The sequence below is a fragment of the Bradyrhizobium sp. 45 genome (genome assembly GCF_023073155.1).
In the GTDB taxonomy this organism is placed as follows: Bacteria; Pseudomonadota; Alphaproteobacteria; order Rhizobiales; family Xanthobacteraceae; genus Bradyrhizobium; species Bradyrhizobium canariense_D.
In genome coordinates, this window is the sequence record NZ_JADPIX010000006.1 from 171,845 (window position 1) to 180,050 (window position 8,206).

At 65.5% G+C, this 8,206-nt stretch carries 6 protein-coding genes; 4 read left to right on the forward strand and 2 right to left on the reverse strand.

Features of this window, described 5'->3' with window-relative positions:
* Positions 1-150 precede the first annotated feature (150 nt).
* A complete protein-coding gene (locus IVB42_RS01370) occupies positions 151-1,344 on the forward strand; it encodes a CoA transferase (RefSeq protein WP_018459590.1) in 1,194 nt (397 codons plus the stop codon).
* Positions 1,341-2,288, forward strand: a complete 948-nt coding sequence (locus IVB42_RS01375; RefSeq protein WP_018459589.1) for a hydroxymethylglutaryl-CoA lyase — start codon at positions 1,341-1,343, stop codon at positions 2,286-2,288. Before IVB42_RS01370 ends, IVB42_RS01375 begins: the two co-directional genes overlap by 4 nt.
* A gap of 300 nt (positions 2,289-2,588) precedes the next feature.
* Here IVB42_RS01375 and IVB42_RS01380 read toward each other — a convergent pair whose 3' ends face one another.
* Positions 2,589-5,024 carry a heavy metal translocating P-type ATPase gene (locus tag IVB42_RS01380; RefSeq protein ID WP_247295837.1) on the reverse strand — a complete coding sequence of 812 codons (2,436 nt, stop codon included), beginning with the start codon at positions 5,022-5,024 and terminating at the stop codon, positions 2,589-2,591.
* A gap of 50 nt (positions 5,025-5,074) precedes the next feature.
* On the opposite strand from IVB42_RS01380, the gene IVB42_RS01385 reads away from it, so the two are divergent.
* Positions 5,075-5,350, forward strand: a complete 276-nt coding sequence (locus IVB42_RS01385; protein WP_007598521.1) for a metal-sensitive transcriptional regulator — start codon at positions 5,075-5,077, stop codon at positions 5,348-5,350.
* Between the two features lie 103 nt (positions 5,351-5,453).
* Here IVB42_RS01385 and IVB42_RS01390 read toward each other — a convergent pair whose 3' ends face one another.
* A complete protein-coding gene (locus tag IVB42_RS01390) occupies positions 5,454-6,431 on the reverse strand; it encodes a YiiX/YebB-like N1pC/P60 family cysteine hydrolase (RefSeq protein ID WP_018459587.1) in 978 nt (325 codons plus the stop codon).
* Between the two features lie 192 nt (positions 6,432-6,623).
* On the opposite strand from IVB42_RS01390, the gene IVB42_RS01395 reads away from it, so the two are divergent.
* Positions 6,624-8,012 (forward strand): FAD-dependent oxidoreductase, encoded by a 1,389-nt coding sequence (locus tag IVB42_RS01395; RefSeq protein ID WP_247295839.1) that lies wholly within the window; start codon positions 6,624-6,626, stop codon positions 8,010-8,012.
* The last annotated feature ends 194 nt before the right edge of the window (positions 8,013-8,206 follow it).

Sequence of the window (8,206 nt, forward strand, 5' to 3'; positions counted from 1 at the left end):
CGGGCCACTTCGGCAAGGGAGATCGGCGGCACCGCTTATGGCCGGATTGACCGCTGGCATCAACGAAGCCACGATGAATTCGGCAAGACCGTTGCTCCACCAACCCGCTTGACAACAAGCGGAACCAGCGCGGCAAAGGAACAGGCGCATATGGCGATGGAAGAATCGGCGGACGGATTGCCGCTTGCAGGCGTGCGCGTGGTCGAGATGACCCACATGGTCATGGGCCCGACCTGCGGCATGATCCTGGCGCAGCTCGGAGCCGACGTGATCAAGGTCGAGCCGCCTGCGGGCGACAAGACCCGGAGCTTGGGGGGCATGGGGACCGCCTTTTTCCCATTGTTCAACCGCGGCAAGCGCAGCGTGGTGCTGGATTTCGAGAAGACTGAGGATCGCGACACCATGCACCGGCTGCTGGCGACCGCCGACGTGTTCCTTGAGAATTTTCGCGACGGCCAGCTCGGTAAGCAGGGGCTTGGCGCGGACGAATTGCGCCGCCGGCATCCGGGTCTGATCATTGCCGGCCACAAGGGATTCCTCTCCGGTCCCTACGAGCACCGCCCCGCGCTCGACGAGGTGGTGCAGATGATGGCGGGCCTTGCCGCCATGACCGGCACCAGCGAAAAGCCCCAGCGCGTCGGCTCGTCCGCCAACGACATCATGGGCGGCATGTTCGGTGTGATCGCGATCCTCGCGGCGCTCTATCAGAAGCGCGGAGGAAAACGCGACGGCGCCGACATCCGCATCGGCCTGTTCGAGAACTGCCTGTTTCTGGTTGCCCAGCACATGGTCGAATACGAGATGACCGGGAACAAGCCGCGCTCGATGCCGGAGCGCGAGCATGCCTGGCCAATCTATGACATCTTCGAGACCGCCGGCGGCGAGCGCATCTTCATCGGCGTCGTCACCGAAGGCCATTGGCAGAGCTTTTGCCGCGAGTTCGGCCTGACTGAATTCCTCGATGATCCCGCCTTGCGCACCACGACCGATCGCATCCTGGCGCGTGGCCGGATCATTCCGCGCGCGGCCGGGATCATCAGGCAGTGGGACGTGGCAAGACTGTCCGAGAGGCTCGATGCGCTCAACATCTGCTTTTCGCCGATCAACCGGCCCGAGGATCTCTTCACCGATCCGCATGTGCTGCGGCCGGGCGGGCTCGTCAACAATGTCACCGCCGACGGCAAGCCGTTCCGGGTGCCGGCGCTGCCGATCGAATGGAACGGCAGCCATATCGGCGAAGGCCTGAGGGTCGCGCCGCTCGGCGCCGACACTGCCGCCGTTCGCGCCGAGATCGACAATGAAAATGAAGATGTCACGTCAAAAACAACAGGGAGGCGCGGATGAGCCGGATTCAGGAGATTTACCCCGCAGAACGCGTCAGCCTGCGCGAAGTCGGCCTGCGCGACGGGCTCCAGCTCGTGAAGAAAATTCCGTCCACCGACGCCAAGCAACGCTGGGTGCGCGAGGAATATGCCGCTGGCGTGCGGCATTTCGAGGTCGGCTCGTTCCTGCCGGCGAAGACTTTTCCGCAATTCGTCGATGTTCGTGATGTCGTCGCGACCGTCGCTTCATTGTCCGGCGCGCATGGCATCGCGCTTGCGCTCAACGAACGCGGCGTGAACGAGGCGCTGGAATCCGGCGTCGGCGAAATCGCCTCCGTGGTCTCTGCGACGGAAGAGCACAGCCAGGCCAATGCGCACCGCTCGCGCGAGTCCGCCATCGCCAATCTGAAACGCCTGTGCGAGATGCGCGATGCCACCAGCCACAAGCCGCTCGTCAACGCGGCGATCTCGATGGCGCTGGGCTGCTCGATCACCGGGGCGGTCGACCCTGCAGAAGTGCTGCGGCTGGTCGACAAATGCCTCGAAGCCGGTGTCGATTTCGTCGGCATCGCCGACACCGTGGGCTATGCCGGGCCGAAGCAGGTGGCGGAGCTGACGCGCGCCGCGGTGAAGCTCGCAGGGTCGAAGCCGATCTGCATCCATCTACACGATACCCGCGGCATGGGCATCGCGAACGCGGCCGCGGCGCTCGACGAAGGCGCGCGGATCCTCGACGGCTCGCTCGGCGGCCTCGGTGGCTGCCCCTTCGCCCCCGGTGCGACCGGCAATGTCGTGTTCGAGGATCTCGTGTTCCTGTGCGAGAGCAAGGGCTTTGCGACCGGCATCGATTTGGAGAAGCTGATCACGGTGCGCAGGATCCTGCGCGAGGAGATGCCGAACGAGCAGCTCTACGGCGGCCTCGCTCGGGCGGGATTGCCGGGTGGGAGCGCGGCGAAGGCGGCTTAAATCCGCAAGCGGAACGCCCTTCCCTTCTCCCCCTTGCGGGAGAAGGTGGCGCGAAGCGCCGGATGAGGGGTCTCTCTCCGCAAGCTCGAAGGAAAGTAGTCGCGGAGACATACCCCTCACCCGTCTCGCCGCTTCGCGGCGAGCCACCCTCTCTCACAAGGGGAGAGGGGAACGCACCGCCTGCGCGGCAAATCTACTCATGCCGGTGCGCGTGCTGGCGTGCCTTCGTCGGCTCCGCTTCGTCCAGGCTACGCGCATCTTACCGCGTTTCGTGAACGGTGCGAGAGAGAAGGCGCTCGCTCACAGCCGCGTTGCCCGTAGCCGCAGCGCGTTTCCAACGACGCTGACCGAGGACAGCGCCATCGCGGCCGCGGCGATGATCGGCGACAGCAGCACGCCGAACGTTGGATAAAGGATTCCGGCCGCGATCGGAATGCCTGCGGCGTTGTAGATGAAGGCAAAGAACAGGTTTTGCCGGATGTTGCTCATCGTCGCCTGCGACAATTTTCGCGCACGCACGATGCCGGTCAGATCGCCCTTCAGCAAGGTGACGCCGGCGCTCTCCATCGCCACGTCCGTGCCGGTGCCCATGGCGATGCCGACTTCGGCTGCGGCCAGCGCTGGCGCGTCGTTGACGCCGTCGCCAGCCATCGCGACGCTGCGGCCGGCCTTCTGCAGCTTTGTCACCACCGCGCTCTTCTGATCCGGCAGCACCTCGGCCTCGACATCGGCGATGCCGAGCCTGCGCGCGACAGCCTCCGCCGTCGTGCGGTTGTCGCCGGTCAGCATGATGACCTTGATGCCTTCGGCCGCGAGTGCCTTCAGCGCCTCCGGCGTGGAAGCCTTGACCGGATCGGCGATCGCGAACAGGCCGGCGAGCCGGCCGTCGACGGCCATGTTGATCACGGTCGCGCCATCGCCGCGCAGCCGTTCGGCCTCGCCATCGAGCGTTTTGGTGTCGATGCCGATCGACATCAGATATTTGGCATTGCCGAGCACGATGGTTTTGGCGTCGACCTTGCCGGTGGCGCCCTTGCCTGTCGGCGAATCGAATTGCTCGACCTGGCCCAGCGCGAGCTGCTTCTCCTTCGCCGCGCGCATGATCGCGTCGGCCAGAGGATGCTCGCTGGCGCGCTCCACGCTGGCGGCCAAGCGGAGGATGTCATCTTCCGCAAAGCCGGCCGCCGGCACGATCGCGACCACCTTCGGCTTGCCCTCGGTCAGCGTGCCGGTCTTGTCGACCACCAGCGTGTCGATCTTCTCCATCCGTTCCAACGCCTCGGCGTTCTTGATCAGCACGCCTGCCTGCGCGCCGCGGCCGACGCCGACCATGATCGACATCGGAGTCGCCAGGCCAAGCGCGCAGGGGCAGGCGATGATCAGCACGCTGACGGCGGCGACGAGGCCGAAGGCCAGCCGCGGCTCCGGTCCGAACCAGGCCCAGGCTGCGAACGCGATGACGGCAACGGCGATCACCGCCGGCACGAACCAGCCCGCGACCTGGTCGGCGAGACGCTGGATCGGCGCGCGCGAGCGCTGCGCGTCCGCGACCATCTGCACGATCTGCGACAGCAGCGTCTCACGCCCGACCTTCTCGGCGCGCATGATGAAGCTGCCGGACTGGTTGAGCGTGCCGGCGATCACCTTCGCGCCCGTCTCCTTGGTGACCGGCATGGATTCGCCTGTTACCAGCGACTCGTCGAGCGAGGAGCGGCCTTCCAGAATGACGCCGTCGACCGGCACTTTTTCGCCCGGCCGCACGCGCAGGCTGTCACCGGCATGAAGGGCGTCGATTTCGACCTCATGCTCGCTACCGTCGGCATCGACGCGGCGCGCGGTCTTCGGAGCGAGCTGCAGCAGCGCCTTGATCGCACCTGAGGTCGCGTCGCGTGCGCGCAGCTCCAGCACCTGCCCGAGCAGCACCAGCACGGTGATGACCGCCGCGGCCTCGAAATAAACCGCGACCGCGCCTTCATGGCCGCGGAAGGTGGCCGGGAAAATCTGCGGCGTGATGGTGCCGATCAGGCTGTAGACATAGGCGACGCCCGTGCCCATCGCGATCAGCGTGAACATGTTGAGGTTGCGCGTCAGCAGCGACTGCCAGCCGCGGACGAAGAACGGCCAGCCGGCCCACAGCACCACTGGCGTTGCAAAGACGAGCTGGATCCGATTCGACAGCGTCGCATCGATCCAATTGTGCGGGCCCGCGAGATGGCCGCCCATCTCCAGCACGACGGCCGGCAGCGCCAGCGCGCCGCCGATCCAGAACCGCCGCGTCATGTCGGCAAGCTCGGGATTGGGACCGGTCTCCAGGCTCGCCACTTCCGGCTCCAGCGCCATGCCGCAGATCGGGCAGGTGCCGGGTCCGGCCTGGCGGATCTGCGGATGCATCGGGCAGGTGTAGATCGTGCCTGCGGGCATCTCGGGCTCGGGTGTCTTGTCCTTGGCGAGATATTTTGCGGGGTCGGCGGCGAATTTGCTGCGGCAGCCGGCCGAGCAGAAATGGAAGGTCGCGCCGTGATGATCGAAGCGGTGCTTGGACGTCGCGGGATCGACCGTCATGCCGCAGACGGGATCGCGGACTTTTGCCGCGGCGCGGTGGTCATGCGCGTGATAGCCGTGCGCGCCGCAGCATGAGGCAGCCGCGGGCTTCTCGACCGGGACAGCCTTACTGGAACAGCCGCAGCCGGAATGTGTTTCCGGCTTGCGATGGTGCTCGTGTTCGGCGTCGTTCATTGCCACGCTCCGGCCTTGCAAGTGATACCCCAGGGGGGTATATAGTCCGCATGCGCAAGGACATCAAGGCATCCGTCGGAAAACGTCTCGGCCGGATCGAGGGGCAGGTTCGCGGCCTCTCGAAAATGGTCGAGGAAGACCGCTATTGCATCGACATCGTCACGCAGATCTCGGCGGTGCGCGCCGCGCTGCGCCGGGTCGAGGAAGAGGTTCTGAAAGATCACGTCGCCCATTGCGTCGAGCATGCGATCGCGAGCGGCGACAAGGCGGACCAGCGCGAGAAGATCGCGGAGCTGATGGCGGTGATTGGGCGGGCGGAGCGGTAGATCGCCGTCATTGTGAGGAGCGTAGCGACGAAGCAATCCAGACTGCTCAGGCAGAGACCTGGATTGCTTCGCTGCGCTCGCAATGACGATAGTGGAGCGACGGCTACGCCGCCCGTTCGCGCGCCCGACCGCGCCGCCTTGGGCGGTCCATGGCCAGCTTCTTCAGCCGCCGGAAGCGCTCCGAGACGGTGACGCGATCGACCGTCTCCGCTGGGTGCGCGCTCACTTCTTCAGCCGGAATCGGCGCCTCTTCGTCAATCGTTTCAGGAACGAGCGGCGGCGCACGGAACGTTTCTGGAAACACACCGAAGGTGCCGGCTACCTCCTCGAGCGGCTTCTGCTTGTCGGCCCAGTGCAAGGCGGTGTAGTCGAAGCCGTGCACGATGGTGGGTTTGACGACTTCGAAATAGGGCGAGATGTCGAAGTCGCGGGGCATGTAGAGCGAGGAATCGCGGATGTGCAGGATCTCGCGGCGGGCAGCACGGCTGCCGGCCTTGGTGATCTTGGGCAGGATCGGGTAACGCACGGCGTCGAACGCTTGCGCGATCAGGGCCGAGCAGATGATCTTGGTGGGATCGCCCGAGCCGATCGAGATCATGCGCCGCCGCCAGCGCTGCGGGATCGGCAGCGGAAACAGAAAGCGCATCAGGTCGACGATGTTCTTGGTGTCGTAGCCGAAGCCGATGCGGTTGATTGCATAGCGGCAGACCGTGGTGCGGTCCTCATAGGACAGCCCGACCGGGCGGCAGACGCGGGTGTGATAGGGAAAATATTTCGACAGCGGCGCGGAGGTGACGCCTTCGCCGATATTGGCCTCGATCAGCACGTGCGGCTCGCCGTCGGGCTCTTCCGCACCCTCGATCGGGCCGACATAGAGTGCGCCGTGGGACCAGGTCGACTGCGTCAGATATTTGATGATGCCAGAGATGCGGTTGTTGCCCTCGACCAGCAGCACGTCGCCGGGCTCGATGACGCCGCGCAGATGCTCCGGGTCGCTCGGCGTGAACGGCTCATAGCCCGGCACCTCCTTCGAGAGGTACGCGGCAATCAGCTTGCCGACTGAGTCCAGGACCGTCCCCATTTCAAAACTCCCCCACGGCCTTTTCCGGCCGTCTTTTTCTCTTCTCTACCATGGTCGGAACGTGTTGCAATTCGGTTCATCGATTTGTGACATCAAGCACGATTGATTCACCATGATGGTTGCCGCGCAACATCAGATACGGCAAGGTTCGCTAGCTGTTCCCGTTTGCCGCAAGTCTCCGGAAACCATGACATGACAATCACGCGCCGCAGCTTCCTATCGGCGTCGGCGGGCCTTGCCGCGATGCCGGTCCTGCGCGCAACCGCCGCGACCCTGCCGCGCGAGGCTGACATTGTCGTGATCGGCGCGGGCGCGGCGGGAATTGCCGCGGCGCGGCGTATCATGGCGGCCAATCGCAAGGTCGTGGTGGTGGAGGCTGCGTCGCAGATCGGCGGCCGCTGCATCACGGATACGACCACCTTCGACACGCCGTTCGATCGCGGCGCGCGCTGGATGCACAATCCCGACACCAATCCGATGATCCGGCTGGCGCGCAGTGCCGGGCTCGACGTTCTGCCGGCGCCCTCAGGCCAGAAGATGCGCATCGGCCGCCGCAACGCACGGGCCGGCGAGACCGAGGAGTTCCTGGCGGCGTTGGTCCGGGCCAACCGCGCCATCGACGAGGCCGCGCGCGGCAAGCTCGATACCGCCTGCGCCTCGGTGCTGCCGAAGGATCTCGGCGACTGGGCCGGGGCGGCCGAGTTCATGTTGGGTGCGAGCTTCGCCGGCAAGGACCTGAAGGAGCTGTCTGTGATCGACAAGGCGCGTGCACAGGATCGCAACGCCGCGATCGCCTGCCGCCAGGGCCTGGGGACCCTGATCACCAAACTGGGTGAGCAGGCGCCGGTCGCACTGTCGACACCGGCGAGCCGGATCGTCTGGAGCAATCGCGACGTCAGCGTGGAGACACAGGCCGGCAGGATCGCCGCCCGCGCGGCCATCATTACGGTCTCGACTAATGTCCTGACCTCGGGCGCGATCAAGTTCGGGCCTGACATTCCGAAGCGCACGCTCGATGCCGCATCAAAGCTCACGCTCGGGAGCTACGATCACATCGTGCTGCAGCTACCGGGCAATCCGCTCGGCCTGTCGCGCGACGACATCCTGATCGAGCAGAGCAACTCGACGCGCACGGCGCTGATGTTCGCCAATATCGGCGGCTCCTCGCTGTGCTCGATCGATGTCGGCGGCTCGTTCGGCCGTGATCTCACCCAGCAAGGCGAGAAGGCGATGACGGCCTTCGCCAGAGAATGGATCACGAAGCTGTTCGGCAGCGAGGTCGCCGCAGCCGTGCAGAAAGCCAGCGTGACGCGCTGGAACGCCTCGCCGTTCGTGATGGGTGCGATGTCGGCGGCCTCGCCCGGCGGTCAGTTCTCGCGAAGAATCCTCGCCGAGCCGATCGGCAACATGTTCCTCGCCGGCGAAGCCACGCACGAGACGCTCTGGGGCACCGTCGACGGCGCCTGGGAAAGCGGCGAGCGCGCCGCGGACGCGGCCTTGCGCAAGATCGGCGCGCTCAAGGACGAGCCGGCCGACGTCCCGACGCAGTCCACGAAGAAGCGGCGAGCGCCGCGGCAATAGGCAATTGACCTGGACAAGCGCAGCGCAGAGCCAGGACCCATGACCCCAGAAGTCGTTTGGCGAAGACTTGTGGTGGCCAGCTCGCGCTACAAACGCTGGGGTAATGGGTCCCCTGAGTTCACAAACGAAGTGCAACACTTCCATCTGGAGGTGTTGCCATGGGGCGGACTTACAAACAGCTCTCCCTTGACGAT